This window comes from Oceaniglobus trochenteri (genome assembly GCF_020529025.1).
Classification (GTDB): Bacteria; Pseudomonadota; Alphaproteobacteria; order Rhodobacterales; family Rhodobacteraceae; genus Oceaniglobus; species Oceaniglobus trochenteri.
On the sequence record NZ_JACNMM010000017.1, the window covers coordinates 21,018 to 46,572 of the forward strand.

The following is a 25,555-nucleotide window of genomic DNA, read 5'->3' on the forward strand; positions in this document are numbered from 1 at the left end:
TCAGTCTCCATGAACCTGTGTGCCGCCCACCCAGGTGCCGATCACCCGGCCCTCCATCCGCTGGCCGTCGAAGGGGGTGTTCTTGGATTTGCTGAGCAGGGTGAACCGGTCAAGCACGAAGGGCGCGTCGGGGTCGAACAGCACCAGATCGCCCGGGGCGCCCGCGCTCAGCCGGCCCTGGGGCAGGCCAAGACGGCGCGCCGGGTTCAGCGACAGCGCCCGCCAGAGTGTCGGCAGGTCGATATGCCCGGCGTGGACCAGCCGCATGGCGGCGGGCAGCAGCGTTTGCAGCCCCACGGCGCCGCTGGCCGCTTCCTCGAAAGGCAGGCGTTTGGATTCCTCGTCCTGGGGCGTGTGCATGGAACAGAGGATGTCGATCCGCCCGTCGGCCAGGGCCTCGATCATGGCGATGCGGTCATCCTCGCTGCGCAGGGGGGGCTTTATCTTGAAGAAGGTGCGGTAGTCGCCCACGTCGAATTCGTTCAGCGTCAGGTGGTGGATGCCCACCCCCGCCGTCACGTCCAGCCCGTTGCGTTTCGCCCGTTCCAACGCGGGCAGGGCGCGGGCGCTGGTGATCTGGTCGGCGTGGTAGCGCGCGCCGGTCATCTCGATCAGCGCCATGTCGCGGTCCAGCGCCATGCGTTCGGCCATGGGTGATACCGCCGGCAACCCGCGCAGCGAGGCGAACTTGCCCGAGGTGACGGCGGCGCCCCTCGACAGGCCCGGATCCTGCGGATGGGCGATGACCAGTGCGCCCAGCGAACGGGCATAGGTCAGGCAGCGCGAGAATACCTTGGTGTCCTCCACCACCCGGTCGCAATCGGTGAAGGCGACGGCGCCGGCGTCGGTCAGAAACCCGATCTCGGTCATTTCGCGCCCCATGCGCCCCTTGGTCAGCGCGGCCATGGGCAGCACGCGCACGGCGCTGTCGGCATTGGCGCGGCGCATGACGAATTCCAGAACCTCGGGCGTGTCGATGGCCGGTTCGGTGTCGGGGCGGGTGACCATGGTGGTGATCCCGCCCGCCGCCGCCGCCCGCCCGGCCGAGCGGAAGCTCTCCTTGTGGCGTTCGCCCGGTTCGCTGATCTTCACGCCGATATCGACGATGCCGGGGGCCAGGCAGTGGCCCGCGCAATCGACGGTTTCGACCGGGCCTTCGCCGGGGCCGTCGACGATCACCCCGTCGCGGACGAACAGATCGCCGGGGGTGTCGGTGCCGGTTTCCGGGTCGATCAGGCGGGCGTTGGTGAAATGCAGTGTCATGCGGCGTCTTTCTGGATGTCGCGCAGAAGGCTCAGCACCCGGCGCCCGTCCTGGATGTATCGGAACCCGATCCTGTTGCGGGGCGTGGTCCGGTCGGTCCGGGCGGGGGCCGTGTCGAAATAGATGCTGTCGGGCGGACCCTGGATCAGCTCGATGGGCGTATCGCGCGAGATTTCGTAGGATTGCAGGCGGCGCTGGCCCGCGGTGGCGGTGGCGACATAGGCGCGCTTGTCGGTCAGCGTATAGAATGTGCCACGCCGCACATAGGCATCCCAGAGAAACCGCCCGAAAACGAGGTAGAGCCCGATCAGCAGGAAGGGCAGCCCGAAGAGCGGAAAGATCATGCCGATGATGCCGACGGAGTTGCCGATGGACGCCGCGCCGGCCATCCAGAAGGCAGCGAAGCCGGCGAAGAACAGCCCGAAGCCCGACAGGGCAAGGCCGCCGGTCAGGTGCAGCCCCCCATCGGGCGCGCCCTGCCAGAGGATCTGTTCGTCATCGTCCAGGATGTCGTCCCATCCCGGCGGCGGGCTGCTCATCCCTTGCCCCCCATGACCAGCAGGAGGACAACGGCCAGCGCGGTGACGGCGGCCAGCCCGATCAGCAGCGTGCGGCGCGAGGCGCGATGGGCGTCTTCGGGGGTGCGGCCGCCGGGCAGGGTGCCCTTGGCGCCGCCCTGGGGCAATTGTTCGAACCGGGGCGGCGGGGCGGTCTCTTCGCCATAGCTGGCGACAAGGGTGCATTCGTCGTTGGGATGCAGGGTGCCACCGGCCCTGTCGAAGGCCCGGCTGCGCAGCACCGCCACCGAGCCGGTCAGCGCCGACAGGCGGTCACGGTCGGCTGCCAGGGTGGCGGGGGCAATGCCGTGGCCCTGTTCCAGCAGCCCGGCCAGGCCCAGGCTGTCGAGATCGCGCAGGGCGGTCAGCTGGACGTGATCGGGGTTCAGGGCGGGGGTGCCAAGCGCCTCGGCCAGGGGGGCCAGGGTTTCGGCGTGGTCGATCATCGCCACCAGACGCGGCGAAAGCTGAAACACGCGCACCACGCCATGTTCGTCGGGGGCGATGGTCAGCGGGGCGTTCATGCCATGACCTCGCGGGCGGGGGGGGCCGCGCGGTTGCGGGCCAGCAGGTCCATCGCGGCCATGCGCACGGCGACGCCCATTTCCACCTGTTCCTGGATGACCGAACGGTTGATGTCGTCGGCCAGGGTGCCGTCAATCTCGACCCCGCGGTTCATCGGGCCGGGGTGCATGACGATGGCGTCGGGCCTGGCGCAGGACAGTTTCTCGGCGTCCAGCCCGTAGCGGTGGTAATATTCGCGTTCCGACGGGATGAAGCCGCCGTCCATCCGCTCTTTCTGGAGGCGCAGCATCATTACCACGTCGACACCTTCCAGCCCGGCGCGCATGTCGTCGAACACCTCGACCCCCCAATCGGCCACGCCGGCGGGCATCAGGGTGGGTGGGCCGACCAGGCGTATGCGGTTCTCCATCTTGCCCAGCAGCAGGATATTGCTGCGGGCGACGCGCGAATGGGCGATGTCGCCGCAGATGGCGATGGACAGCCGGTGCAGCCGCCCCTTGGCGCGCCGGATCGTCAGAGCATCCAGAAGCGCCTGCGTGGGGTGTTCGTGGCGCCCGTCACCGGCGTTCAGCACGGCGCAGTTCACTTTCTCGGCCAGCAGGTTCACCGCGCCCGAATGGGGGTGGCGCACCACCAGAAGATCGGGGTGCATGGCGTTCAGGGTCATCGCCGTGTCGATCAGCGTTTCGCCCTTCTTGATGCTGCTTGCCTGCATCGACATGTTCATCACGTCCGCGCCCAACCGCTTGCCCGCCAGTTCGAAGCTGGCCTGGGTGCGGGTGGAGTTTTCGAAGAACATGTTCACCTGGGTCAGCCCGGCCAGCGCATCGCCATGCTTGCGCGCGCCCCGGTTCAGGTCGACATAGCGGTCGGCCAAATCCAGAATTGTGGTGATTTCAACCGGATGCAGGGGTTCGATGCCCAGCAGGTGTCGGTGTCGAAAGGTCATGCTTTGCTGCCCCCTGTTCCGGGATGCAGTTACCTGAAACCCCGCCTGCGGGTCAAGCGCGAGGGGGGAGTATCGGGCGCTCCGGGGGCTGGACAGGGCAGGGCGGCCCTTGCGATACTTGGGCGGGAATTGCCAAGATGGGGGCAAACGATGCCGATGCCCTGGACATATCGACATGCCACGCGCGAATGGCGGGCGTTTCTGGGCGATGTGAAAGAGTTCATGTCGCTCGAGTCGGACAATTCCGCCTATACGGCGGTGGATGGCGTGTTCCAGGTGTTCCGCCGACGGCTGAGCGCGGCGCAGGGGCTGGCCTTTGCCGGGGTTCTGCCGTCGGTGCCGCGGGCGATCTTCGTGAAGGGGTGGGATGTCACCCGCCCGCCTGTTCCCTTCGCCGACCGGGCCAGCCTGATCGCCGAGGTGAAGGCGGTGCGCCGCCACCACAACCTGACGCCCGACAACGCGATCGAGGCGACGGCCCGCGCCCTGCGCCGGGCCACCAACCCGATGGATTTCGAAAGGGTGCTGGCGGGGCTGCCCGCCCCGGCGCGGGAATTCTGGGCGGTCGAAACCGACGATCCCCGCGATCTGGCGCAGCGGATCGTCTGATCGGATTTCGCGCCATGGGCCATGGGAAAGTGTCGCGCGGGGGCGTATGATCGGCGGCATGGGGATTCTGACCGTGGACGATATGGACTTCGACGCGCTGCACGCCGCCCTGGCGTGGCAGGTCGAACTTGGCGTGACCGAAGCCATCGGCGATGTGCCGGTCGACCGTTACGAAACCCCCGCCGAGGCGCCCAAGGTCGCCGCCGTGGCCCCGCCGGCCCCCCTGGCCGCGCCGCCTACGGCAGGCCATGCCGCGCCGGTGCAGGGCCCCGACCCGGTAGCGATTGCCCGCGACGCGGCGGGCCGGGCGCCAGACCTTGCCGCCCTGCGGGCCGCCCTTGCCGATTTCGACGGATGCGAGTTGAAGCGGGGCGCGCGCAACACGGTCTTTGCCGACGGCGCGCCCGGTGCTCGTGTCATGGTGATCGGCGAGGCGCCGGGCCGGGATGAGGACATTGCCGGCAAGCCTTTCGTCGGGCGGGCCGGTCAGCTTCTGGACCGGATGTTCGATGCCATCGGGATGCAGCGCACCGCCGAGGGGCGCGACGGCCTTTACATCACCAACATACTGCCCTGGCGCCCGCCCCAGAACCGCGACCCCGAGCCTGCCGAGATCGCCATGATGCTGCCCTTCGTCGAAAGGCACGTCGAACTGGCGAACCCGGAGATCCTGGTGCTGATGGGCAATATCAGCTGTCACGCCCTGCTGGGCCGCAAGGGGATCACCCGGCTGCGCGGCGCCTGGGCCGAGGCGCTGAACCGTCCGGCGCTGCCGATGTTCCATCCCGCCTACCTGTTGCGAAACCCGCTGGCCAAGCGCGAGGCCTGGCACGACCTTCTGATGCTTCAGGCGCGGCTGCGTTAGGGCGCTGGTCAGGGGGTTGCGGGCGGTGCTATTGATCCGGTCATGCCCATGGACATGCTGACCCTTCTGGCCTTCATTCCCGCCGCTCTGGTGCTGAACCTGACGCCGGGGGCCGACATGCTGTTCTGTCTCGGGCAGGGGCTGCGCGGGGGCGCGCGCCCGGCCCTGGCGGCCAGTGCGGGCATTTCGACGGGGGCCATGGTGCATGTGCTGCTGGCCGGGCTTGGCCTGGGGGCGGTGATGGCCGCCGCGCCCTGGCTGTTCGAGGTGATCCGCTGGGCCGGCGTGGGCTATCTGCTGTGGCTGGCCATCGTCACGCTGCGGGCAAGGCCGCGCACCGCCATTCCGCCGGTGCGCCCCTCGCGGGCCTATCGCGACGGGCTGCTGGTGAACCTGACCAACCCCAAGGTGATCCTGTTCGTGCTGGCCTTCCTGCCGCAGTTCGTGCGCCTTGACGCGCCGGTGCTGCCGCAGTTCCTGGTGCTGGGCGCGGTGCTGGCCCTGGGCGGCTTCGTGGTGAACGGTGCCGTGGGCATCGGCGCGGGTCGGGTTGCGGCGCGGTTGTCCCATGGCCCGGTGCGCGCCCTGGGCTGGATCAGCGCCGGGATATTTGCCGCACTGGCCCTGCGGCTGGCATTTCTGGAAAGGGGATAGGCATGACGGGTATCGACGAGGACAAGCAATTTCTGCCGGTGCGCATCGCCGTGCTGACGGTGTCGGACACGCGCAGCTTTGACGACGACCGCTCGGGCGACACGCTGGTGGCGCGGATCGCGGCGGCGGGTCATGTCCTGGCGGCCCGCGCCATCGTGCAGGACGACCGCGCGATGATCGCCGACCGGCTGCGCGGCTGGTGCGCCGACGATCAGGTCGATGTCATCATCTCGACCGGGGGCACCGGCCTTACGGGGCGCGACGTGACCGTCGAGGCGCACCGCGATGTCTATGAGAAGGAGATCGAGGCTTTCGGCACCGTCTTCACCATCGTCAGCATGAAGAAGATCGGCACCAGCGCCGTGCAAAGCCGCGCCTGTGGCGGGGTGGCGCAGGGCACCTATCTTTTTGCCCTGCCCGGCAGCCCCGGCGCCTGCAAGGACGGATGGGACGAAATCCTCGCGCCGCAACTGGACTATCGCCACCGGCCCTGCAACTTCGTCGAGATCTTCCCGCGTCTGGACGAACACCTGCGAAGGAAATGACACCCACGCAGGTTTGAAAGGGAAAATGGCATTAACGCTTGGCGCTTGGGCCCGGTCCGCTACATCATGCAGCAATTGAAACCGGGATTTTGTTAGATGCGCTTTCTCCGCCGCTCCTTGGTCGGGCTGTTCCTTCTGGCGACAACGCTGGGCCTGCTGGCGCTTGCCGGGCAGGGGCTTTTTGCCGCCTTCGAGGCGCGCAATGCCGACAAGGGCGGCGCGCGTCCGGCCCGCGAACGGGTGCTGGCGGTGAATGTCGTTCCCTTCACGCCCGAAACCGTGGTGCCTGTCCTGTCGACCTTCGGGGAGATCCGCAGCCGTCGCACGCTTGAGGTGCGGGCCAGCGCGCCGGGCGCGGTGGTGGAACTGGGCGAAGGGGTGCGCGATGGCGGGCGGGTGGCGGCGGGCCAGCTTCTGTTCCGGATCGACCCGACCGATGCCATGACGGCGCTGAAGGTGGCCCGGACCGATCTGGCGGATGCCGAGGCCGAGTTGCGCGACGCTCGCCGTTCGCTGGAACTGGCGGGGGAGGACGTGGCCTCGGCCCGCGCCCAGGCCGATCTGCGCGAACGCGCCCTGCAACGCCAGCGTGACCTGGCCGACCGGGGTGTTGGCACCGCCGCGGCGATCGAGGCGGCGGAACTGACCGCGGCTTCGGCGCAGCAGGCGGTTCTGTCGCGCCGTCAGGCCCAGGCGCAGGCCCAGGCGCGGCTGGATCAGGCCACGACCCAGCTGAGCCGTGAACGCATCGCCCTGGAAGAGGCGCAGCGCCGGGTGGACGACACCGCGATTCACGCCGAATTCGACGGTATCCTTGGCGATGTGACGGTGGTGAAGGGGCGGCTTGTCACCAGCAACGAAAAACTGGCGCAACTGGTGGACCCGGACGCGCTTGAGGTGTCGTTCCGGGTGTCCACGCCGCAATATGCCCGCCTGTTGGACAGCGCGGGGCGGCTGATCGACGCCCAACTTGCCGTTTCGCTTGAGGTGAACGGGTTCACCCTGGCCACCGACGGGCGGATCACCCGCGAAAGTGCCGCCGTGGGAACCGGCCAGACCGGGCGGCTTCTGTTTGCCGACCTGCAAAGCGCCACCGGCTTTCGCCCCGGCGATTTTGCCACCGTCGATATCGACGAACCGCCCCTTGAAAGGGTGGCGCGCCTGCCTGCGGCGGCCGTGGATTCGGCCGATACCGTTCTTCTGGTGGGCGAAGAGGACCGCCTTGAGGTGGCCGGGGTGGACGTTCTGCGCCGTCAGGGCGACGATGTGCTGGTGCGCGCGCGCGGCCTTGCCGGCCGCGACGTTGTGGCCGAGCGGTCGCCGCTTCTGGGCGCCGGGATCAAGGTGCGCGCCCTGCGCCCCGGCGCGGCGGATGCCCCGGCCGAACCCCCTGCGCCCGCCATGGTGGAACTGACCGAGGAACGCCGCGCCCGCCTGATTGCCTTTGTCGAGGGCAACGAGAGGATGCCGAGCGAGGCGAAGGAACGGGTGCTGGCGCAGTTGCGCGAAGCCAGCGTTCCGGCCCAGACGATCGAGCGTATCGAATCCCGGATGGGGGGCTAGGCCATGGCGCTGCGTCGGCTTCAGGGGGCGGGCGGCATCCTGTCCTATTTCGCCCGGCACCGCACGGCGGCCAACCTTCTGCTGGTGGTGATGCTGGCCCTCGGGGTGGCCTCGGCGCCCCGGATGCGGGCGCAGTTCTTTCCCGATGTGATCATCGACAGCGTGTCGGTCAGCATCGCCTGGGATGGCGCGGGCGCCGAGGATATCGACGGTGCCATCGTGCAGGTTCTGGAACCGGCGCTTCTGGCGGTCGAGGGGGTCGAGGGTTCATCGGCCTCGTCCTCGGAGGGGCGGGCGCGCATCCGGCTGGATTTCGAACCCGGCTGGGACATGGCCCGCGCCGCCGATGATGTGCAGGGCGCGGTGGATTCCGTCACCAACCTGCCCGAGGATGCCGAAGACCCCGAGGTGCGCCGCGGTGCCTGGCGCGACCGGGTGACCGATGTCGTCATCCATGGCCCGGTGGGGGTGGACCAGCTGGGCCGCTTCGCCGACGAATTCACCGCCCGCCTGTTCCAGGCCGGTGTCACCCGTGTCACCCTGCGCGGCGTGGCGGCGCCCGAAACACTGGTCGAGGTCGCGTCGATCTCGCTGATCCGCAACAACGTGACCATGCGCGAAATCGCGGCGGCCATCGCCGAGGGGGCCGAAACCAAGCCGGCCGGCGACGTGTCCGGCAGCGCCCGTGTCCGCACCGGCGTTGAGAAGCGCAGCGCCGACCAGATCGGCGATATCGTCCTGCGGTCGAACCCCGATGGCAGCAAGCTGCGGATTTCGGACGTGGCGCAGGTGCGCGCCGAGGGGATCGACCGGGACCGAGCCTATTTCGTCGGGCCCAACAGCGCCATCTCAATCCGGGTCGACCGCACCGACCGGGGCGATGCCATCGCCATCCAGCGCCAGGTCGAAGAGGTGGCCGAGGAAATGCAGCTGGGCCTGCCGCGCGGCGTGAAGATCGACCTGATCCGCACCCGGGCCGAGGCGATCACCGGGCGGCTGAACATCCTGCTGGACAACGGGATCATGGGGCTTGGCCTTGTGGTGCTGCTGTTGTTCCTGTTCCTGAACGCGCGCACGGCCTTCTGGGTGGCGGCGGGCATTCCGGTGGCCATGACGGCGGCGGTGGCGCTGATGTATGCCGCCGGGCTGACCCTGAACATGATTTCGCTGTTCGCGCTGATCATCACCCTGGGGATCGTCGTGGACGATGCCATCGTGGTGGGGGAACACGCCGATTTCCGGGTGCGCCGTCTGGGCGAAACCCCGGTCGATGCGGCGGTCAACGCGGCCCAGCGGATGTTTCCGCCGGTCTTTTCGGCCACGCTGACCACGGTGATCGCCTTCATGGCGCTGGTGGCCGTTGGGGGGCGTTTCGGCGATCTGATCTCGGACATTCCCTTCACGGTGATCGTGGTTCTGATCGCCTCGCTTGTGGAATGTTTCCTGATCCTGCCCAACCACATGGCCCATGCCATGGCGCATTCGGCCAGGGCCCATTGGTACGACTGGCCGTCGCGCACGGTGAACCGGGGGTTTTCGTGGGTGCGCGACGTGATCTTCCGGCGGCTGATGGCGGGGGTGATCTGGGCGCGCTATCCGGTGATGGCGGGTGTGATCCTGATTCTGGTCAGCCAGGGCGCCCTGTTCATCCGGGGCGACGTGACCTGGCGGTTCTTCGCCAGCCCGGAACAGGAATCCATCAGCGGCAACTTCGCCATGGCCCCGGGTGCCACCCGAAGCGACACCATCGAGATGATGCGCGGGATACAGAAGGCGGTCGAGGATCTGGGCGCGAAATACGAGGTCGAGTTCGGCCGCAACCCGGTTGATTTCGCCATGGCCGAGGTGGGCGGCACCACCGGGCGCGGGCTGTCGGGCGAAGATACGAAGGACGCCGATCTTCTGGGGTCCATTGCCATCGAACTGATCGAGGCCGACCTGCGCCCCTATTCCAGCTTCAAGTTCCTGGGAGAGTTGCAGGATGCCGTGCCATCGCATCCCCTGCTGGAAACCCTGTCGTTCCGGCGCTGGGGGTCGGGGCCGGGGGGCGATTCACTGGATGTGCAGATCTTTGGCGCCAGTGCCGCGCGCCTGAAAGAGGCGGCGGAATCTCTCAAGACCACCATGGCGCAATTCGGCGAGGTTTCCGCGCTTGAGGATACGCTGGCCTATGACAAGGAGGAACTGGTGCTGGACCTGACGGCGCAGGGTCAGGCGCTGGGCATCTCGATCGATGCCCTGGGGCGCACCCTGCGCGACCGGCTGAACGGGATCGAGGCGGCCAGCTATCCCGACGGGCCACGCTCGGCCCGGATCATGGTGCAACTGCCCGAGGACGAGCTGACGGCCGATTTCCTTGACCGCACGCTGATCCGCACGGCGGGCGGCGATTACGTCAGCCTGGCCGATATCGTGACGGTCGAAAGGCGCGGCGGCTTTTCCACCGTCCGGCGTGAGAACGGCCTGCGGCTGGTGTCGGTGACCGGCGACATCTCCGAAGACGACCCTGCCCGCGCCGCCGAGATCGTCGAGCGGTTGCAGACCGAGTTTTTGCCCGCCCTTGAAGAGAATTTCGGCGTCACCACCCGGCAATCGGGCCTGGCCGAACAGGAGAGCGATTTCCTGAGCGATGCCGCCGTCGGCTTCGGGCTGTGCCTGCTTGGCATCTACCTCACCCTTGCCTGGATATTCGCCAGCTGGACACGCCCCATGGTGGTGATGGCGATCATTCCCTTCGGCCTCGTGGGTACGATCTATGGCCACCACCTGTGGGATATCCCGCTTTCGCTGTTCTCGGTGGTGGGGTTGATCGGGATGACCGGCATCATCATTAACGATTCCATCGTCCTGGTGTCGACGGTCGATGAATACGCGGCCGAGCGCGGGCTGATCCCGGCGATCATCGACGGCACTGCCGACCGCCTGCGCCCGGTCTTCCTGACCACGGCGACGACGGTTCTGGGCCTTGCGCCGCTGCTTTACGAAACCTCGTCCCAGGCGCAGTTCCTGAAACCCACGGTCGTCACGCTGGTCTACGGGCTGGGCTTCGGGTTTGTCCTTGTCCTGCTGGTGGTGCCGGCGCTTCTGGCGATGCAGCAGGACCTGGGCAAGCAGTTCGCGGCCCTGCGCCGCACCTTGGGGTTCCGGCGCGGTGCGCGGGGCGTGGGGCTTGCGGTGGCCATGGTTGCGCTGGCCGGGCTTGGCTGGTTCGCGCTGACCTTGGGGGCGGTGATCGTGACCGGAGATTTTGCCGCGCCGCTGGTGGGTGTCCTGCCCGCCGCCCCGGCGCCCGCCATGGCGCTGGCCGTCTTCCTGGCCGGGGTCGCGGCGCTGGCGCTGCTGACCTATCTGGTGGGGGCCATGGTTTTTGGTCTGCGCCGGGGGCGGTCGGCCTAGCCGCAGCCGTGGATATCGACCGCGCCGCGCTGCCCCAGAAGGGTGAAGCGCAGGCGCGAACGGTCCAGCGCCAGGGGCGCGCCGCCATCGGGCAGGATGTCGACCGACGCCTCAAGGGTGGCCCCCGCCCGCCGCGTGGTTGCCTGCGAGATCCAGACCGGGGCGCCGGGCAGTTCCACCACCACGAATTCGTCGCCGCCAAGGGGCGGCAGATCGACCTGCGCGGTCAGGCGCAATCCATCGCTTTGCGCGGCCACGTCGCAGCGCACGGGCGAGGCGCCGGCCTCGCGCGCGGTCATCGGGCGATCGTTGATCGCGGCGACGATGCGCGCGTCCTTGCGGGTTTCGCCCCGGGGCAGATCGGCGGCGATGCGGGCGGTGACCGGCACGCAGACATGTTCGCACACGCCCATGCTGACGGTGCCGCGCAGGGCAATGGCGCGGTCGGCCTGAAGGGGGGTGAATTCGATCGGGATCACCACCTGCTCAAGATAGCCCACCGAGGTATAGCCGTTCTGCCCGAAGACCTGGGGCACCGGCCAGTGGATGGCCACCGCGCCCAGGTTGTCGGACCCGCCCCAATCGAACTGGGCGGGGATGCCGGCATCTCCGGGGGCGCGCCAATAGGTTTTCCAGCCGGGCACCAGGGTGATGCGCAGGGCTGCCATGTGGGTGCCCTGGGCCGTGCGCCAGCCCGGCAGCACCTGAAGCTGGGCAAGATCGTCAAGCGTCTGCGCGCCGACGGGTCCGGCAAGCGACAGGCAGAGGGCAAGAAGGCGCAGGGTGGATTTCATGGCGCGACCCTAGCCATCGCGCCGGGGATTGGAAATCACAAACCGGCGATGGCACCGTGTGGGCGCGGGGTGTTGGCTTGCACATCGGCGCGGGCTTTGTCACTGCTTGCACATGACACAGGCCGAAACATCCCAGGATCTGATGGGCAAGCTGCTGATCGCCATGCCGGGCATGGACGATTCGCGGTTCGAGCGCAGCGTGATCTACATCTGCGAACATGATGGCGAGGCCACCATGGGGCTGATCGTGAACAAGCCGCTGCCCGAACTCGCCTTTCCGGCGCTTCTGGAACAGCTGGACATCGAAACCGACGGCCGCACCCCCGACATGGCGGTGCATTACGGCGGGCCGGTGGAAACCGGGCGCGGTTTCGTGCTGCATTCGGCCGAATACAGCGCCGCCGACGGCACCCTGCCCCTGGGGCAGGACTTTGCCATGACCGCCACCCGCGACGTGCTGGACGACATGGCCACGGGCGCGGGGCCGGCACGGGCGATCCTTGCGCTGGGATATGCCGGATGGGGCCCCGGGCAGCTGATGTCCGAGATCCTGGAAAATGGCTGGCTGACCTGCCCGGCCGATCCCGCCGTCGTCTTCGCGGCCGAGGACGATGCCAAGTGGAGCGCGGCCCTGGCCCTGATGGGGATCGACCCGCTGACCCTGTCGGCCACGGCGGGCCGGGCCTGAGCGGGGACTTGCCCGCCCGGGGCCTGCATGCAACTCTGAAATTGCAACGATAGGCGGGTGATGGAAGCGGAATTCGAGAATCTCATCGGGCAGATCGCGATTCTGCGGCAGATGCTGACGGCGCAGGCGCTGAACCTGATCCTGCCGTCGCGGCTGTATCAGCTTGCCATCATCCTGGGGTGCATCATCCTGGCCTGGCTTCTGAACCGGTTCACGGTCGAGCGGATGCGCGACTGGATGCGCACGCGGGAAAACTGGGTCAAATGGCGGCTGCGCGCGTTGCTGGTGATCAACCGGCGGCTGACGCTGATCTATTTCGTTGCGCTGATCTGGGTCGCGACCTGGATCATGCGCTGGATTCACGTCTTTCCGTCACGCTCGTTCCTTCTGGGGCTGGCCGCCAGCATTGCCACGGCCTGGCTGCTGGTGGTGCTGATCACGCGGCTGGTGCGCAACCCGGCGCTGCGGTCGGTCGTGCGCTGGGGGCTGTTGGTCTATGTGACGCTTTATTTCCTGGGGCTGGTCGACGAAACGGCGGCCTTCCTTGACGACATGGCCTTCGAGGTCGGGAAATTCCGCCTGTCGCTTCTGGTTCTGATCAACGCGCTGGTGGTGATCGGTGTGCTGTTCACCGGCGCGCGGCTGATCACCCAGACCAGTTCGGCGCGCATCCGCCAGAACGAGAACATCAGCCCCTCGATGCAGGTGCTGGCCGTGAAGGCGATGCAGCTTCTGCTTTACGGCGCGGCCTTCTTCCTGGGGCTCAAGGCGGTGGGGGTGGACCTGACGGGCCTTGCCGTCCTGTCGGGGGCCATCGGTGTGGGCCTTGGTTTCGGCCTTCAGAAGGTGGTCAGCAACCTTGTTTCGGGCATCATCATCCTGCTGGACAAGTCGATCAAGCCGGGCGACGTGATCTCCATCGGGGAAACCTTCGGCTGGATCAACGCGCTGGGGGCGCGCTATGTCTCGATCACCACGCGGGACGGCAAGGAATACCTGATCCCCAACGAAGACCTGATCACCGGGCAGGTGGTCAACTGGTCGCATTCCAACCACTTCGTGCGGCTCGACATCCATTTCGGCACCGCTTACGGCGACGACCCCCACAAGGTGCGCGCCATCGCGATCGAGGCGGCGGCGTCGGTCCCACGGGTTCTGGGCGACAAGGCCCCGGTCTGTCACATCGTCGGCTTCGGAGACAGCTCGGTGGACTACATCCTGCGGTTCTGGATCACCGATCCCAGCGCCGGCCTGACCAACATTCGCGGCAACGTCTACCTCGCCCTCTGGGATGCCTTTCACGAGCACGGAATTTCGATCCCCTTTCCCCAGCGCGAGGTGCGGATGCTGGGCGGCGAAACTTCGCCGATGGAGCAAAAAACCCTGCCGGAGGACTGAAAGCGGGGCCTTGGCCTGCGTTTCTGTGTTCACCGGGTCACGATCGGTTGATCATGGGGCCATTCGGGGCCTTCAGCCCAAGGAAACATGGCTTTTTCGGGGCAAGTTGCTGTACAAAGGTCGCCGGGCCTGTAGACTTTAAAAAAAAACGAATGGCGGTGTTACGAGTATGATCTCTCTTCGAGGGTTGCGCGCGTGTGCGGGAATGGCCGTGCTCGGGCTTTGGATGACGCCGGTTTCGGCGCTGGAAAATCTTGAATTCCGTACGCCCGGCGCCGATGAGGCTCTGGCCGATGAGTTGCGCCAGTCCTCGTTGCTGATCGCGGCGCAGAACGAAGGAAACAACGACCCGCAAGAGCTTTTGGCGGCGGCGAATGCCGATTACGGTCGTCTTGTCGGCACGCTTTACTCTGAAGGGCGGTTCGGCGGTGTCATCAACATCATGGTCGACGGGCGCGAGGCTGCGGGCATTCCGCCGCTGTCGGCCCCCGATGCGATCCGCACCATCGTGGTGACGGTAAAGCCGGGCCCGCAATACAACTTCTCGCGCACCGAGATCGTACCGCAGGCCCCGGGCACCGTGCTGCCCGATGGGTTCGCCCCCGGTCAGCCCGCCCGCACCCCCGTGATCCGCGACAGCGTGGCGGCGGTGGTCGACGGCTGGCGCGACGTGGGCCGCGCCAAGGCCTCGGTCGCGGGGCAGAAGGTGACGGCAAACCACAACGTCAAACAGCTTGCCGTGGATGTGGGAATCGCGCCGGGGCCCGAGGTGCGGTTCGGCGACCTGCTGTTGAAGGGCGGCGACAGGGTGCGCCCGGCCCGCCTGCGCAAGATCGCGGGACTGCCCACGGGTGAAATCTATTCCCCCGAGGCGCTGGAGCTGTCGGCCAAGCGCCTGCGCCGCACCGGAACCTTCAAGTCGGTCTCTCTGACCGAGGCGGAAACCCTGCGCCCCGGCGACGTGATGGACATCACCGCCACCCTGACCGAGGAGAAGCCCCGCCGCATCGGTTTCGGCGCCGAAATCTCGACGGTCGAGGGGCTGGCGCTGTCGGCCTTCTGGCTGCACCGCAACCTTCTGGGCGGGGCCGAACGGCTGCGCCTTGAAGGCAACGTGACGGGCATCGGCGGCGACACGGGCGGCACCGATTACAAGTTCTCGGCCCGCTACGGACGCCCCGCAACACCGGACGCCGACACCGACCTTTATATCCTGGCCGAGGTCGAACAGGTGAACGAACCCACCTATTCCGCCAAGACCGGGCGGCTGGGCTTCGGGTTTGACCGCTACATCAACGATCAGCTGAGCGTTTCGCTGGGGCTGGCCTATGTCTATTCCCAGGACACCGACGCCCTTGGCACGCTGTCCTATCACCACCTGACCCTGCCCCTGAACGCGACCTATGACAGCCGCGACATGCCGCTGGACGCCACCAAGGGGTATTTTGCCGATGTCGACGTGATGCCCTTCCTGGGCGTCAGCGGCAGCGAAAGCGGCGCGCGCGTCGCCTTCGATACCCGCGCCTACAAGGCCTTCGGTGACGAGGGCAAGTTCGTGCTGGCCGGTCGGGTGCAGGGCGGTTCGATCATCGGCGCATCCCTGACCGGGGTGCCAAACGATTACCGGTTCTATTCCGGCGGCGGCGGCACCGTGCGCGGGCAGGCCTATCAATCGCTGGGCGTGATGGTGAACGGCGAGTTGACGGGGGGCCGGTCGTTCCTGGGCTTGTCGGGCGAACTGCGCGCCAAGGTGCGCGAAAGCATCGGCGTGGTGGCCTTTGCCGATTTCGGGCTTGTGGGGGCCGACAGCTTCGGTGGCGATGCCGATACCCACGCAGGCGCCGGGCTCGGCCTGCGCTATCTTACACCCATCGGGCCGATCCGCCTTGACGTGGCGGCGCCCATCGGCGGCACATCCAGTGGCGCCCAGGTCTATGTTGGAATCGGGCAGGCATTCTGATGCGTATACTTTCCTATCTTCTGCTGGCGCTGACACTTCTGTCGGGGCCGGTCCTGGCACAGGATGACGACGGTGGCGGTTTCCTGGAACGCCTGATCGAGGACAACCTGTCGGGCGCGGGCCGCGAGGTGAACATTCGCGGCTTTGCCGGTGCGCTGAGTTCGAAGGCAAGCCTGGACGAACTGACCATCGCCGACGACGAGGGCATCTGGCTGACCCTGCGCGACGTGGAACTGGACTGGAACCGCTCGGCGCTTCTGCGCGGGCGGCTTGAGGTGAACGCCCTGACCGCCGGCGAGATCATCGTGCCCCGCGTTCCCGGGTCGGACCCCGAGGCGCCCGCCCCCGAGGCGACGCCCTTTTCCCTGCCCGAACTGCCGGTTTCCGTCCGGATCGAGGAAATCCGCGCCGAGCGGGTGGACCTGGGCAAGGCGCTGTTTGGGGCGGCGGCCGTTGTTTCGCTTGACGGATCGGTCAGCCTTGAGGGCGGCGAGGGCCAGGCCAAGATCGCCATCGAACGGATCGACGGATCGGAAGGCGCGCTGACGCTGGATGCCTCCTACATGAACGAAACCGAGGTTCTGGCGCTGAAGCTGAACGTGACCGAGGCCGCTGACGGGATTGCCGCCAACCTGATGAACCTGCCGGGGCTTCCCGCCCTGCGCCTTGATGTCGACGGCACCGGCCCGCTGAACGATTTTGCCGCCGATATCGAGCTGGACACCGACGGCGAACGTCGCCTGACCGGCACGGTCGAACTGACCGCGACGGGCGAGGGCGATGCCGTCACGCGCGGATTCTCCGCCGAGATCGGCGGCGATATCGCGCCGGTCTTCGCGCCCCGCTATCGCCCCTTCTTTGGCCCCGACATCCGCCTGATCGCCCAGGGCGAAACCCGCCCCGGCGGCGGCGTGGTGCTGAACCAAATGGACCTGAGCGCCGATGCGCTGAACCTGAACGGCAAGGTCTCCATCGGGGCCGACGGTCTGCCCGACCTGATCGATGTGACGGGCGAAATCGTGGCAAAGGATGGCACCCCCGTTCTGCTGCCCATCGCGGGCGATGCCACCACGGTCGAACGTGTCGGCCTGTCGGTGCAGTTCGACGCCTCCCGCGGCGAGGATTGGACCGGGGAAGTCACGCTGGACCGGTTCGTGCGGCCCGAAATCATGATTGAACGTGTCGTTCTCGACGGGTCTGGGCGGATTGCCGATGGCACCGAAGGCGCGAAATCGGTCACGGCGGCCTTCGATATTGCCGCCAACGGCCTTTCGGCCCCTGACGAAGCCGTGCAGCAAGCCATGGGCGACGCGGCCGAAGGAGCCGTTGCGATCCGCTGGACCAGTGGCGGCCCGATCATGCTCGACACCCTGAAGCTGAGCGGCAAGAGCTTTGCGCTGGACGGATCGGGGCAGGTCGAACAGGGCGAGAACGGCACGCTTGCTTCTTTGGCGGCGGTGCTGAAGGCGCAGAACCTGAACGCCTTTTCCGGACTGGCCGGGCGCAACCTGGGCGGCGCCATCGAAGCGCGCGTTTCGCTTGAATCGCGGCCTCTGGACGGTGCCTTCGACCTGGCCCTGAACGGCACCACCATCGATCTGCGCATTGACCAGGAACAGGCCGATGCCGTTCTGGCCGGTGAGACCCGGATCGACATCGAGGCGACGCGCGATGAAACAGGCACGAAGATCAGCAAGCTGAGCCTTGAGAACCCAGCACTGTCGGTTGAAGGTTCGGGCGATCTGACCTCGGTTGCCAGCAACCTGCGCGCCAACATCCGCCTGGCCGATGCCACGGTGTTGGACCCCAAGCTGGATGGCCCGGTGGACGTGGCGGCGGTGGCGCAGATGGCCGATGGCACCTGGAACTACCAGTTACGCGGCAGCGGTGTCGGGGCGCTGATCGACAGCACCGGAACCATTGCCGGGCTGGACGATCCTTCGCCGCGCATCGACACGAAGACCGAGGCGCAGGTGGATGATCTGGCCCGCTTCTCGGGGCTGGCGGGGCGTGACCTGGCCGGTTCCCTGACGCTGAAGCTGAACGGATATACCCTGGCCAACCTGAACCAGGCCGACATGACGGTGGACCTGGTCAGCCGGGGCGTGAAGCTGGGCGATGCGCGCTTCGACGACCTGCTGGTGGGGCGCACCGATCTGTCGGCGCGCGTCGAACGGGACGGGCGCGTGGTGACGGTGCAGCGGTTCCTGCTGAACGGCAGCGGCGCGGGCCTGCGGGCCGAAGGGGCGGGCCAGCTGGAAGGCCTGGGCGAGGTCGCGCCGCTGGTCAGCGGCATGGTCGATGCCTCGGTCAACAGCCTTGCGCGGTTCTCGGCCCTGGCCGGGCGGCGGCTGAGCGGGGCCGTCGATGCGACGGTGACAGGCTCGGGCCGTCTGGACGGCAGCGAGGTCGACGCCGACCTGTCGCTTGAGGCGCGGTCGGTTTCCACCGGCATGGCGGATATCGACCCCCTGCTGGATGGTTTGGTCAGCCTTGAGGGCAAGGTTTCGCGTCGCGACGACACGGCCACCATCGACGGCCTGCGTCTGAGCGCGGCGGCCCTGGGCCTGAACCTGACCGGCAGCGCGAGGGGGGAGGACATAACCTCCTCGGCGCCGCTGATCGTGCTGGATGCCGATCTTTCCGCCGACACCCTGGCGCCCCTGTCGGGGCTGGCGGGCCGGTCGCTGGGCGGAGCGGTGGACGTGACGGTGAAGGGCCAGGCGCGCCCCGATCTCAGCGTTCTCGACGTGGTGCTTGACGGTGAAACGCGCGCGCTGCGGCTGGGCCAGGAAAACGCCGACCGCCTGCTGCGCGGCACGACCGACCTTTCCCTGACCGTCAAGCGCGACGGCGAAACCATCGAACTGCCACAGCTGAGCGTGGTGAACGACCAGATCACCGCCAAGGCCGACGGGCGCTATGCCGCCGGGCAAAGTGCGCTGAAGGCCGATGTGACCATCGCCGATCTGCGCGATCTGGATGCCCGCATGACGGGGCAGGCCAAGGTCACGCTTTTCGCCGAAGAAGTGGGCGATCAATGGCAGGTCACGCTGGATGGCAATGCCGCCGATGCGGTGGTGAAGGCCAGTGCGGCGATCACCGATGCCCTGGGGGCCAATCCCCTGATCGACGGCAGTGCCACCCTGCGCGCCGACGATCTTTCGCGCTTTGCGCCGCTGGCCAACCGGCCCCTTGCCGGTTCGCTGAGTGCCGAGGTGAAGGGCAGCAGCCGGGTCGACCTGTCAAACTTCGATGTGAACGCCGATGTCACCGGGCGCAACCTGCGCGTGGGCCAGGCCGAAGCCGACCGTATACTGGGCTCCAGCACAGATATTACCGTGGTGGCCGACCGGGAAAATGGCGGGCGGATCAACGTGCGCACCTTCAACCTTGCCACGCCCAGCCTGACGGCCCGCGCCGACGGGCAGCTTCTGGGCACCGATGCCAACCTGAACCTGTCGGCCCGCCTGGCCGATGTGGGCCCCTTCGTGCCGGGGCTGAACGGCCCTGTCACCGTCGATGGCCGGGTGCGCAGCACGGGCAGCCAGCTTGACCTCGCGCTGTCGGGCACCGGTCCGGGCGGGGCGACCGTGCGGGTGGATGGCACCGTTGCGCAGGATTTCTCGCGCGCGAATGTCGATCTGACCGGCAATGCGCCCCTTGCACTGGCCAATACCTTCATCGAACCCCGCGCCCTTGAAGGGACGCTGGGTTTCAATGTCGGGGTGAACGGGCCGTTGCAGCTTTCCTCGGTGTCAGGGCGGCTCAGCACCCAGGGGGCACGGTTCATCGCGCCCAATCTCAACCTGGTGCTGGAGCAGATTGCCCTGACCGGCGATCTGTCGGGCGGTCGCCTGAACCTTGATCTGCGGGCGGCCAAGGAAGGCGGCGGGCAACTGACCGTGACCGGCCCGATCACCCTAAGCGGCGGTTTCAATGCCGACCTCGATGTGCGGGCCGTGGGGGTGGTGGTCGAAGACCCGCGCCTATACCGCACGCTGGTGAACGGTGCGATCACGGTGAACGGCCCGCTGACCGGCGGGGCCCGCGTGGCGGGAACGCTGGACCTGGTCGAAACCGACGTGCGCATCCCCTCGACCGGGTTGGGCGCCACGGGGCCGATCCCCGATGGCCTGGTGCATGTGGGCGAACCGGCGGATGTGCGGGCCACCCGCGCCCGTGCCGGGATGATCGAACAGGGCGGATCGGGCGGTGGCGGCGGTGCGGCCGTGGCCTATCCGCTGGACCTCACGGTGCGGGCCGAGAACCGTATCTTCATCCGTGGCCGGGGGCTGGATGCCGAACTGGGCGGAACACTGACGCTGACGGGAACGACGGCCAATATCATTCCGGCCGGGCAGTTCGACCTGATCCGCGGGCGGCTTGACCTGCTGGGCAAGCGGCTGACCATGGAAGAGGGCAGCATCCAGCTTCAGGGCGATTTCACCCCGGCGATCCGCCTGGTGGCATCCACCGACGCGGGCGATGTGGTGGTCTTCATCGTGGTGGAAGGCCCGGCGCTGGAGCCCGAGATCAACTTCCTCTCGGAACCCGAACTGCCCCAGGAAGAGGTTCTGGCCCGCCTGCTGTTCGGCAAGTCGATCACCTCGATTTCTCCGTTGCAGGCGGCCCAGCTTGCCTCGGCGGTGGCGACTCTGGCGGGCAAGGGGGGCGATGGCATCATCGGCAACCTGCGCAAGAGCACCGGTCTGGACGATCTGGACATCACCACCGACGACGAAGGCAACGCCGGCCTGCGCGCGGGCAAGTACCTGTCGGAAAACCTCTATACCGATGTGGAGGTGAATTCGTCGGGCGAGGCCGAGATCAACCTGAACCTCGACCTGTCGCCGTCGCTGACCATCAAGGGCGGTGCCAGCAACAGTGGCAACACCTCGCTGGGCATCTACTTCGAGAAGGATTACTGAACTTCGTTCTCGCCGGATTCCAGCGTGAAATCCGCCAGGTTGAACGTGACCCTGACCTGATAGGCGTCGGGGTCGCTTTCATCCACCTCGGCCACGCCGCCCAACTGCATCACGAAGGCCGCGATCAGTTGCGAACCCAGGCCCGAAACCTCGTCCTGGGTGGGGTCGATGACGGGTGTGCCGGTCGAATTGCGCACGCAAAGCTCGATCTCGCCCGACTCGACCGGGCGCAGTGACAGGAAGACCCAGGGCGCGCCTTCCTTCGGGCGCCCGAGGTACTTGAAGGCATTGGTCATCGCCTCGGTCACCAGCAGTGACAGCGGCACCGCCTGGTCGGGGTAAAGAAGGACCGGCTCGGTCTCCATCGAGAAATCGACGTGCTGACCGGGCAGGGCCGCCGAGCGGGCCAGTTGCCGCGACAGGTCGGCCACCAGAAGATCGGCCCGGACCTCGGACAGGATGCTGGCCTGGTAAAGGCTGCGATGGACGGTCGCCAGGCTCATCACACGGTCCTGCAGGCGGCGCAGCATGAACTTGGTTTCGTTGTGGCGCGACCGGCGGATCTGCATGTTCGTGATCGAGGCGATCAGTTGCAGGTTGTTCTTCACCCGGTGGTGCACCTCTTTCAGCAGCACGTCCTTTTCATGCAGCAGGTTTTCCTGGTCGGCCTCGTCGCGCAGGATCTGTTCGGTCATCAGGGCAAAGGCGTCGGTGACTTCACGGATTTCGGCGGGCAGGTCGGCATCGGGCATCTTGCGGATGCGGCGCGTGGCGCTGAAGGCGCGGATGTTGCGCCGCAGGCTGCGGATGTGGCGGATGACCAGGCGGTTCACGGCGACAAAGGCCACCGCCAGGCTGGCCAGCCACATCAGCACCGGCAGAAGAAGCGCCGGAACGATCTGCGGCAACCCGATGATGGCGGTGTTGTGCGGCCAGATTGCAAGGGTATAGACCTGTCCGTGCACCAGGGGCACGACGGTGAAGATCTGTGCCTTGCCGCTGCGGTCGACATCCTGGAACACCAGCCCCCGGTCGCTGGTCAGGGCGGCCAGCGCGCGGTTGGCGGGCAGGCGGCGCTCCACCTCGTCCAGCCCCATGCCCGAGGTCAGGGGCACGCCGTTCTGGTCGAAGGTAAGGACATCGCTTGGCGTCATGGTCTGCTGCGATGTGGGCTCGATCGTCAGGGCGGTATGGGGGATCGACAGGCTGACAAAGCCCATGGGCTCACCGTCCAGGAACACGGGTTCGGTCAGAATAAGCGCCGGAATGCCGGTTACCTTCCCGGCCGAGGTTGAACTGATGGTGGGCTTGGGGTTTTCCAGATAGGCGGTCACCTCGCCTTCGCCGTTCATATCCGCACCCACGCCGTCAGAGGCGCAGGCAAGAATGCCATCGGCATTCACGAAACCGGCGAAGGCGATATTCTCGCGCCCGCTTACCAGTTCGCGCATGTGGGCCGAACAGGCCTCGGGGTCGCGGATCAGCGTGGGGATCAGAAGCGCCAGCGATTGCGCAACGCCCGCGCTGCGGGTGACGATGCGCCTTTCGCTTTGGGCCGCGCTGAGGGTTTCGCCCAGAAGCGAGGTTTCCACCCTTTCGTTGGCATCGCGGATCACCCGATAGGATTGCAGCATCGCCATGATGCCGACAGGCAACAGCGCCAGCCCCAGCAAAAGCACCAGTCGCACGCCCAACCGATTGAGCGGCTTGAATCCCATTCCAGCCGGCAGCATGTCAGCCAGACTGCGGTGAGGAGGCCAGAACGGCAGCGGTGTTGGCGTCCGAAATCGTCGGATCTTCGCCCTCGGCCAGTTCCAGAAGTTCGGCCAGACGCTTGCGCCCACGGTTGGCGCGGCTCTTGATCGTGCCGACGGCAACGCCACACATCTGCGCCGCCTCTTCATAGGCAAAGCCGGAACCGCCCACCAGGATCAGCGCTTCGCGCTGTTCGTCGGGCAGTTTTTCAAAGGCGCGGCGGAAATCGTTCAGGGCCAGCCGTCCGTCATGGGCCGGTTTTTCCGCCAGGTTGCCGGCCATGACGCCGTCGATATCCTCGACCTCGCGCTTGACCTTGCGGCGGCTGGAATAGAAGGCGTTGCGCTGGATGGTGAAAAGCCAGGCGCGCAGGTTGGTGCCCGGCGTGAACGACTTGATGTTCTTCCACGCCTTTTCGATCGTGTCCTGGACAAGATCGTCGGCCATGGCGGAATTGCGGGTCAGTGACATTGCAAACGCACGCAGCGCGGGCAGGTGATCGACCAGTTCATCCCGAGGATCGGGTTTATTGTTCATTCGGTTTTTCCTGATCGCGCAACTTGTCCAGCAGCTGTCGGAACCGGTCGGGCACTGCCTCCGGTTCGGTCTCTCGATAGACCCGACGCAAATTTTCGTCGATTTGCTTCATCACGTTTGAAGTATCCTTGCCTGGGGTCATATCTGCTGTTGTCTCTTGTATAAAAAGTTGCGCGCACGGGGAACCAACACCACCTTTCCACGTTTGGTTCCCGACGCGTCAAAAAAAACCAAGGACAGTGACCAGAATGAGCTCATCTTCCCAAACCACCGATATTTCGGATCAGATCGGTGGCGACCTTCCCTTCCTGCGCCGCTATTCGCGTGCGCTTACCGGCAGTCAGGAGACGGGTGACAGGTATGCCGCCGCCACGCTTGAGGCGATCCTGGTCGATCGTTCCATCTTTCAATCCTCGCTGCGCCCACGGGTTGCCCTGTTCCGGGCCTTTCACCTGATCTGGTCGACGGCGGGTGCCCCCACGGCCGATACCGAAGACCCGGTGACGCGGCTGGAATCCGCCGCGCTTGACCACATGTCGGGGCTGACCAACAATTCACGCGAGGCGCTTCTGCTGTCGACCATCGAATCCTTCACCTACGAGGAAGTCGGCCAGATCATGGATATCTCGGCCGAAGAGGCGCATGGCCTGGTCGATGTCGCGATCTCGGAAATGCAGCAGTCGATGGCGGGCAACGTCATGATCATCGAGGACGAGGCGATTATCGCGATGGACATCCATTCCATCGTTTCCGAAATGGGCCACTCGGTCACCGGCATCGCCCGCACCCGCAAGGCAGCGGTCGAACTGGGCACCAAGAAGCGCCCCGACCTGATCCTGGCGGATATCCAGCTGGCCGACAATTCGTCGGGCATCGACGCGGTGAACGACCTTCTGGCACAGTTCGACGATATCCCGGTGATCTTCATCACAGCCTTCCCCGAACGCCTGCTGACGGGCGACAAGCCCGAACCGGCGTTCCTGATCTCCAAGCCCTACTCGGAAGAGCAGGTGCAATCGGCGGTCAGCCAGGCGATGTTCTTCTCCAGCACCGAAACGCTGAAGGCGCCGGTCTAGGGATGAAGCGCCCCGAACAATAAAAAAAGCCCCGTCACATCGTGTGACGGGGCTTTTTTGATCCGCTGGCCAGGGGTGGCCCTATTTGATCGACCGCCCCGAAAGCCGCGCCACAAGCGTGACGACGAACAGGACAAGGAAGACGAAGAAAAGGATCTGGGCGGTCCCAGCCGAAACGCTGAGCACACCGCCAAAGCCGAGAACGGCCGCTATCACCGCGACCAGAAAGAAAAATATTGCCCATCCAAGCATGGCAACTCTCCTGGTTTGTTTCATGTGTTCGTATGCCCCAACGGGCGTTGACTCATGAACACCAACTTGCGCGGATCGGTTCCGCCGGCAACGTTGACGATGTTATGATCGTCGCGATGGAACCGCTTTGTTCCTGCGGCGTTGGTGGGGTGACTGACAGAATTTGTTTTGAAAGGACTGCAAGATGGCGACATCCAAAATCGTGACCACCGAAGATCTCTCGGCGCAGGTTGATACCCTGAAGTCGGACATCGCGGGTCTGACCAAGATCATTGGCGACCTGACCAAGACCAAGGGCGAACAGGTGGCCGACGGGGTGCGCGCGCAGGCCAATTCCGCCCGCGAAGCAGGCGAGGCACAGCTGGCCGAGTTGCAGAAGCACGCCCGCAGCGGTGCCGAAAGCGCCGAGGAATATGTGCGCAACAATCCCGCCACCGCCTTGGGGATCGCCGCGGGCATCGGTGTGCTTGTCGGTCTCATCACCGCGCGTCGCTGATCCATGTTGGATCGTCTTCTGGCGCCGGTCCGTGCCGCTGCGGCACGGGCCGCGCGCAAGGCCGCCTTCGGGGCGGTGGGGGTGATTTTCCTGCTGGCCGGATTGGCGTTTCTCACCGCTGCGGCCTGGATCGCCCTGGCGATTGCCTATGGTGCGCTGATCGCGGCGCTGGTGATCGGCCTGGCCTTTACCGGCTGCGGCCTGATTTTCCTGGCCGTCGCCACTAGCAGCAGCAAATCAGGCAAATCGCACCCACCCCAACATCTTCACCAGGAAAAGCGCCCGCCGGCGGCCGTATCGCAGGCCCAGCTGATCGACGCCTTCATCGGCGGGCTGAATGCCGGCAAGACTATGCGGCGGAGATGAAGCGGCTGATGACGGCGGCAAGGGCCTGGTCGGAAATGGGCCAGCCCAGAAAGACCAGACCGTCGTCGGCATCTTCGTCCTGCCAGGTCAATGCCTCTCCCAGAACCACGACATGACGCGCGACGCGCCGGACCCAGGCCAAGGCAGGCGAATCCGGCGCGCTGACCAGATCGGCGGCGATGATGGCAATGTGAAATCCCGTCTCGTCCTCGTCTCCCGTTTCATGAGGGGGCAGGGCGTGCAGGATCACCGGCCGCAGATCGGGCCGTATCTGGATGAAACCCTCGGCAATATCGCTTGCGACAAGGGCCTGGGGTTCGAGAATCAGGATTTTCGTTTCGCGGCTGTCAAAGCCAGTCTGGCATGCCATATTCAC

The 25,555-nt window shown here is 66.4% G+C and carries 23 protein-coding genes; 13 read left to right on the top strand and 10 right to left on the bottom strand.

Annotated features, from left to right (window positions below):
• From pyrC to H7828_RS20650, 4 genes are read right to left on the bottom strand one after another with little or no spacing between them, the layout of a single operon-like run.
• Positions 1 to 1,263 (bottom strand): dihydroorotase, encoded by a 1,263-nt coding sequence (gene pyrC / locus H7828_RS20635; RefSeq protein WP_226782964.1) that lies wholly within the window; start codon positions 1,261 to 1,263, stop codon positions 1 to 3.
• On the bottom strand, positions 1,260 to 1,802 hold the full coding sequence (locus H7828_RS20640) for an aspartate carbamoyltransferase catalytic subunit (RefSeq protein WP_226782965.1): 543 nt from the start codon (positions 1,800 to 1,802) through the stop codon (positions 1,260 to 1,262). Before H7828_RS20640 ends, pyrC begins: the two co-directional genes overlap by 4 nt.
• Positions 1,799 to 2,344, bottom strand: a complete 546-nt coding sequence (locus H7828_RS20645) for a hypothetical protein (RefSeq protein WP_226782966.1) — start codon at positions 2,342 to 2,344, stop codon at positions 1,799 to 1,801. Before H7828_RS20645 ends, H7828_RS20640 begins: the two co-directional genes overlap by 4 nt.
• Positions 2,341 to 3,294, bottom strand: a complete 954-nt coding sequence (locus H7828_RS20650) for an aspartate carbamoyltransferase catalytic subunit (protein ID WP_226782967.1) — start codon at positions 3,292 to 3,294, stop codon at positions 2,341 to 2,343. Before H7828_RS20650 ends, H7828_RS20645 begins: the two co-directional genes overlap by 4 nt.
• A gap of 156 nt (positions 3,295 to 3,450) precedes the next feature.
• Here H7828_RS20650 and H7828_RS20655 point away from each other — a divergent pair, with 156 nt between their 5' ends.
• The 6 genes from H7828_RS20655 (at position 3,451) to H7828_RS20680 (ending at position 10,926) form a co-directional block, all read left to right on the top strand.
• Positions 3,451 to 3,903 (top strand): DUF2267 domain-containing protein, encoded by a 453-nt coding sequence (locus tag H7828_RS20655; protein ID WP_342592309.1) that lies wholly within the window; start codon positions 3,451 to 3,453, stop codon positions 3,901 to 3,903.
• A gap of 58 nt (positions 3,904 to 3,961) precedes the next feature.
• Positions 3,962 to 4,768, top strand: a complete 807-nt coding sequence (locus tag H7828_RS20660; RefSeq protein ID WP_226782969.1) for a uracil-DNA glycosylase — start codon at positions 3,962 to 3,964, stop codon at positions 4,766 to 4,768.
• A gap of 42 nt (positions 4,769 to 4,810) precedes the next feature.
• Positions 4,811 to 5,422 (top strand): LysE family translocator, encoded by a 612-nt coding sequence (locus H7828_RS20665; RefSeq protein ID WP_226782970.1) that lies wholly within the window; start codon positions 4,811 to 4,813, stop codon positions 5,420 to 5,422.
• Positions 5,423 to 5,424: 2 nt separating this feature from the next.
• The gene (gene moaB / locus H7828_RS20670) at positions 5,425 to 5,967 is read left to right on the top strand and encodes a molybdenum cofactor biosynthesis protein B (protein WP_226782971.1); all 543 of its coding nucleotides are present in this window, start codon (positions 5,425 to 5,427) and stop codon (positions 5,965 to 5,967) included.
• A gap of 96 nt (positions 5,968 to 6,063) precedes the next feature.
• Positions 6,064 to 7,530, top strand: coding sequence for an efflux RND transporter periplasmic adaptor subunit (locus H7828_RS20675; protein WP_226782972.1), 1,467 nt, complete (start codon positions 6,064 to 6,066; stop codon positions 7,528 to 7,530).
• Positions 7,531 to 7,533: 3 nt separating this feature from the next.
• A complete protein-coding gene (locus H7828_RS20680; protein WP_226782973.1) occupies positions 7,534 to 10,926 on the top strand; it encodes an efflux RND transporter permease subunit in 3,393 nt (1,130 codons plus the stop codon).
• On the opposite strand, the gene H7828_RS20685 is transcribed toward H7828_RS20680, so the two are convergent.
• The gene (locus tag H7828_RS20685; protein ID WP_226782974.1) at positions 10,923 to 11,720 is read right to left on the bottom strand and encodes a protein-disulfide reductase DsbD domain-containing protein; all 798 of its coding nucleotides are present in this window, start codon (positions 11,718 to 11,720) and stop codon (positions 10,923 to 10,925) included. The two genes, H7828_RS20680 and H7828_RS20685, sit on opposite strands and share 4 nt — an antisense overlap.
• A 112-nt stretch (positions 11,721 to 11,832) precedes the next feature.
• Here H7828_RS20685 and H7828_RS20690 point away from each other — a divergent pair, with 112 nt between their 5' ends.
• The 4 genes from H7828_RS20690 (at position 11,833) to H7828_RS20705 (ending at position 20,697) form a co-directional block, all read left to right on the top strand.
• On the top strand, positions 11,833 to 12,408 hold the full coding sequence (locus H7828_RS20690) for a YqgE/AlgH family protein (protein WP_226782975.1): 576 nt from the start codon (positions 11,833 to 11,835) through the stop codon (positions 12,406 to 12,408).
• 60 nt (positions 12,409 to 12,468) lie between these two features.
• Positions 12,469 to 13,806 (top strand): mechanosensitive ion channel family protein, encoded by a 1,338-nt coding sequence (locus tag H7828_RS20695; RefSeq protein WP_425354965.1) that lies wholly within the window; start codon positions 12,469 to 12,471, stop codon positions 13,804 to 13,806.
• Positions 13,807 to 14,011: 205 nt separating this feature from the next.
• A complete protein-coding gene (locus H7828_RS20700; protein WP_226782976.1) occupies positions 14,012 to 15,766 on the top strand; it encodes an autotransporter assembly complex protein TamA in 1,755 nt (584 codons plus the stop codon).
• Complete coding sequence (locus H7828_RS20705; RefSeq protein ID WP_226782977.1) at positions 15,766 to 20,697, top strand: translocation/assembly module TamB domain-containing protein; 4,932 nt, start codon at positions 15,766 to 15,768, stop codon at positions 20,695 to 20,697. Before H7828_RS20700 ends, H7828_RS20705 begins: the two co-directional genes overlap by 1 nt.
• Here H7828_RS20705 and H7828_RS20710 read toward each other — a convergent pair.
• From H7828_RS20710 to H7828_RS20720, 3 genes are read right to left on the bottom strand one after another with little or no spacing between them, the layout of a single operon-like run.
• Positions 20,691 to 22,415 carry a sensor histidine kinase gene (locus H7828_RS20710; protein WP_226782978.1) on the bottom strand — a complete coding sequence of 575 codons (1,725 nt, stop codon included), beginning with the start codon at positions 22,413 to 22,415 and terminating at the stop codon, positions 20,691 to 20,693. The two genes, H7828_RS20705 and H7828_RS20710, sit on opposite strands and share 7 nt — an antisense overlap.
• A gap of 16 nt (positions 22,416 to 22,431) precedes the next feature.
• A complete protein-coding gene (locus tag H7828_RS20715; RefSeq protein WP_226782979.1) occupies positions 22,432 to 22,989 on the bottom strand; it encodes an RNA polymerase sigma factor in 558 nt (185 codons plus the stop codon).
• Entirely contained in the window at positions 22,979 to 23,101 is a 123-nt protein-coding gene (locus H7828_RS20720) for a NepR family anti-sigma factor (protein WP_226782980.1), read from the bottom strand. Before H7828_RS20720 ends, H7828_RS20715 begins: the two co-directional genes overlap by 11 nt.
• 136 nt (positions 23,102 to 23,237) lie before the next feature.
• On the opposite strand from H7828_RS20720, the gene H7828_RS20725 reads away from it, so the two are divergent.
• A complete protein-coding gene (locus H7828_RS20725; protein ID WP_226782981.1) occupies positions 23,238 to 24,065 on the top strand; it encodes a response regulator in 828 nt (275 codons plus the stop codon).
• Between the two features lie 81 nt (positions 24,066 to 24,146).
• Here the strand turns inward: H7828_RS20725 and H7828_RS20730 are convergent, their stop codons facing one another.
• Entirely contained in the window at positions 24,147 to 24,317 is a 171-nt protein-coding gene (locus H7828_RS20730; RefSeq protein ID WP_226782982.1) for a DUF1328 domain-containing protein, read from the bottom strand.
• 184 nt (positions 24,318 to 24,501) lie between these two features.
• Between H7828_RS20730 and H7828_RS20735 the strand changes: the two genes are divergently transcribed.
• Together H7828_RS20735 and H7828_RS20740 are read left to right on the top strand one after the other, a co-directional pair.
• Positions 24,502 to 24,813, top strand: a complete 312-nt coding sequence (locus H7828_RS20735; protein WP_226782983.1) for an ElaB/YgaM/YqjD family protein — start codon at positions 24,502 to 24,504, stop codon at positions 24,811 to 24,813.
• Between the two features lie 3 nt (positions 24,814 to 24,816).
• Positions 24,817 to 25,179 (top strand): phage holin family protein, encoded by a 363-nt coding sequence (locus H7828_RS20740; protein ID WP_226782984.1) that lies wholly within the window; start codon positions 24,817 to 24,819, stop codon positions 25,177 to 25,179.
• Here H7828_RS20740 and H7828_RS20745 read toward each other — a convergent pair.
• Positions 25,163 to 25,549, bottom strand: a complete 387-nt coding sequence (locus tag H7828_RS20745) for a hypothetical protein (RefSeq protein WP_226782985.1) — start codon at positions 25,547 to 25,549, stop codon at positions 25,163 to 25,165. The genes H7828_RS20740 and H7828_RS20745 overlap by 17 nt on opposite strands.
• Between the last annotated feature and the right edge of the window lie 6 nt (positions 25,550 to 25,555).

Excerpts from the sequence above, each read along its gene's own strand:
- H7828_RS20715 (WP_226782979.1), bottom strand. The coding sequence starts at position 22,989 with ATGAACAATAAACCCGATCCTCGGGATGAACTGGTCGATCACCTGCCC.
- H7828_RS20680 (WP_226782973.1), top strand. The coding sequence starts at position 7,534 with ATGGCGCTGCGTCGGCTTCAGGGGGCGGGCGGCATCCTGTCCTATTTC.
- H7828_RS20690 (WP_226782975.1), top strand. The coding sequence starts at position 11,833 with ATGACACAGGCCGAAACATCCCAGGATCTGATGGGCAAGCTGCTGATC.
- H7828_RS20675 (WP_226782972.1), top strand. The coding sequence starts at position 6,064 with ATGCGCTTTCTCCGCCGCTCCTTGGTCGGGCTGTTCCTTCTGGCGACA.
- H7828_RS20665 (WP_226782970.1), top strand. The coding sequence starts at position 4,811 with ATGCCCATGGACATGCTGACCCTTCTGGCCTTCATTCCCGCCGCTCTG.
- H7828_RS20705 (WP_226782977.1), top strand. The coding sequence starts at position 15,766 with ATGCGTATACTTTCCTATCTTCTGCTGGCGCTGACACTTCTGTCGGGG.
- H7828_RS20660 (WP_226782969.1), top strand. The coding sequence starts at position 3,962 with ATGGGGATTCTGACCGTGGACGATATGGACTTCGACGCGCTGCACGCC.
- H7828_RS20725 (WP_226782981.1), top strand. The coding sequence starts at position 23,238 with ATGAGCTCATCTTCCCAAACCACCGATATTTCGGATCAGATCGGTGGC.
- H7828_RS20745 (WP_226782985.1), bottom strand. The coding sequence starts at position 25,549 with ATGGCATGCCAGACTGGCTTTGACAGCCGCGAAACGAAAATCCTGATT.
- H7828_RS20655 (WP_342592309.1), top strand. The coding sequence starts at position 3,451 with ATGCCCTGGACATATCGACATGCCACGCGCGAATGGCGGGCGTTTCTG.
- H7828_RS20710 (WP_226782978.1), bottom strand. The coding sequence starts at position 22,415 with ATGGGATTCAAGCCGCTCAATCGGTTGGGCGTGCGACTGGTGCTTTTG.
- H7828_RS20650 (WP_226782967.1), bottom strand. The coding sequence starts at position 3,294 with ATGACCTTTCGACACCGACACCTGCTGGGCATCGAACCCCTGCATCCG.
- H7828_RS20640 (WP_226782965.1), bottom strand. The coding sequence starts at position 1,802 with ATGAGCAGCCCGCCGCCGGGATGGGACGACATCCTGGACGATGACGAA.
- H7828_RS20740 (WP_226782984.1), top strand. The coding sequence starts at position 24,817 with ATGTTGGATCGTCTTCTGGCGCCGGTCCGTGCCGCTGCGGCACGGGCC.
- H7828_RS20700 (WP_226782976.1), top strand. The coding sequence starts at position 14,012 with ATGGCCGTGCTCGGGCTTTGGATGACGCCGGTTTCGGCGCTGGAAAAT.
- pyrC (WP_226782964.1), bottom strand. The coding sequence starts at position 1,263 with ATGACACTGCATTTCACCAACGCCCGCCTGATCGACCCGGAAACCGGC.
- H7828_RS20720 (WP_226782980.1), bottom strand. The coding sequence starts at position 23,101 with ATGAAGCAAATCGACGAAAATTTGCGTCGGGTCTATCGAGAGACCGAA.
- H7828_RS20685 (WP_226782974.1), bottom strand. The coding sequence starts at position 11,720 with ATGAAATCCACCCTGCGCCTTCTTGCCCTCTGCCTGTCGCTTGCCGGA.
- H7828_RS20645 (WP_226782966.1), bottom strand. The coding sequence starts at position 2,344 with ATGAACGCCCCGCTGACCATCGCCCCCGACGAACATGGCGTGGTGCGC.
- H7828_RS20695 (WP_425354965.1), top strand. The coding sequence starts at position 12,469 with ATGGAAGCGGAATTCGAGAATCTCATCGGGCAGATCGCGATTCTGCGG.
- H7828_RS20735 (WP_226782983.1), top strand. The coding sequence starts at position 24,502 with ATGGCGACATCCAAAATCGTGACCACCGAAGATCTCTCGGCGCAGGTT.
- moaB (WP_226782971.1), top strand. The coding sequence starts at position 5,425 with ATGACGGGTATCGACGAGGACAAGCAATTTCTGCCGGTGCGCATCGCC.
- H7828_RS20730 (WP_226782982.1), bottom strand. The coding sequence starts at position 24,317 with ATGCTTGGATGGGCAATATTTTTCTTTCTGGTCGCGGTGATAGCGGCC.